1 protein-coding gene is annotated in these 1,594 nt (G+C 54.3%); it reads right to left on the minus strand.

Annotated features, from left to right (window positions below):
• Window positions 1-11 precede the first annotated feature (11 nt).
• Window positions 12-1,553 (minus strand): IS3 family transposase, encoded by a 1,542-nt coding sequence (locus J2X76_RS31555; RefSeq protein ID WP_310221892.1) that lies wholly within the window; start codon window positions 1,551-1,553, stop codon window positions 12-14.
• Window positions 1,554-1,594 lie beyond the last annotated feature (41 nt).

Here is a 1,594-nt window from a genome sequence, read left to right on the forward strand (position 1 = left end):
TCTTGGACTGTTTATGCTGCAATTCCAAGGTTCCGGCGGTATTCCGTGGGACTTACGCCGCCCAGTGAGATTTTTATACGGTGCTGATTATACCACCGGATATAGGAATCCAGCTGCTGTATGAAGTCGTGAAGGGTCGTATTGATCCAGGTCCGATTATAGTACATCTCGTTTTTCAGCCGTCCAAAGAATCCTTCGCAGGCTGAGTTATCCGGTGAGCACCCTTTGCGCGACATTGAGCGGGCAAGCTGCGCACTCTGCATGCGTGACAACCAGCCAGGCCAGCGATAATGGGCACCCCGATCAGAGTGCACGACTGGACGCTCCGAACTATTGGCGATTGTTTCAATCGCAGCATCAAGCATAGTGTTCACGAGTTCGGCATCTGGACGCGTGCCCACAGACCAGCTGACTACCATGCCGTCGAAGCAATCGATTATGGGCGACAGATACACCTTACCTGCCGGCAGGTGGAATTCGGTGATATCGGTCAGCCATTTCTCGTTTGGCTTCGCAGCGTGGAAATCACGATTGACCAAGTTTTCCGGCGCAAGATCCAGTTCACCTTGGTAAGACGTGTATCGACGACGCCTAGCCGTGGTCACCACGAGCTGCTCCTGTTTCATCAAGCGGCGCACCACCTTTTCGGAGACCTGTTCTCCACCGCTGGCCAGTGCCGCATGAATGCGTCTGTAGCCGTAGCAGTTACGGTTGGTTTCGAAGAGCACGACGATGGTTTGGCGAAGATCTGCGTATCGGTCCTCGAGAGAAAGCAGAGACCGATGATAAAAATAGGAGCTGCGGGCGAACTCAAGCCGCATGAGAAGTTCGGCTAATGCATATGTGTCGCGCAGGGCATCAACCAGCAGTGTCTTTTCCCGGTTTCCCAGGAACCGCAGATCGATGCCCAGATCTTTTTTTACGAGTTCGTTGGCCTTCGTAAGCAAATCATGTTCGAGTTGGAGGCGCTTCACATCACTGCGCAGTGCCTCAAGTTCACGTTCGAGTTCGTCTCGGATGGCAGTTGGTGATAATTCGCGACGGGGTGTCATGGATGCAGGGACCTCACGACCAAGTTTCTGGTTCTTCCATTCGTACAACGTCTGCCGGCTCACGCCTACCTTCTGAGCCACCGAGCGGGCACTATCACGCCTGGAGCACAAATCGATCACGGCCGTTCGCCTCTGCTGCTCCGATCTGAGGGTGCCGCTTGAGTTGCCGGTGTGAACTCGCCGCCTATCGCCAGGTTGATATTCATCGATCCAAGCTGCAAGCTTTTCGCGGCCAGGGTAGCCAAGCGCCTTGATTGTCCATGCCAAGCAACGGCCGTGGTCCAGATAGTGGTCAACAGCAATCCTCTTTTGCTCATCCGAATACCGCTGTTTGGTGCGCTCGTAGCCCGCCGACAAGTCGTTGCCAGATGCGAATTCGCGATGCCAATGCTTCAAAGCATTCTTCGTCGGATAGCCCAACTGACGGATGGTGGCATTCGCCCGTTTGCCGAGCTTGATATAGAGCTGCACGGCCCTCATGCGGTCTTCGTACGAATACATGAACTATCTCCCTGTTAGTCCAAGTTTTCGTCCGCACCTCC

The sequence above is a fragment of the Neorhizobium sp. 2083 genome (genome assembly GCF_031455615.1).
Taxonomy (GTDB): Bacteria; Pseudomonadota; Alphaproteobacteria; order Rhizobiales; family Rhizobiaceae; genus Neorhizobium.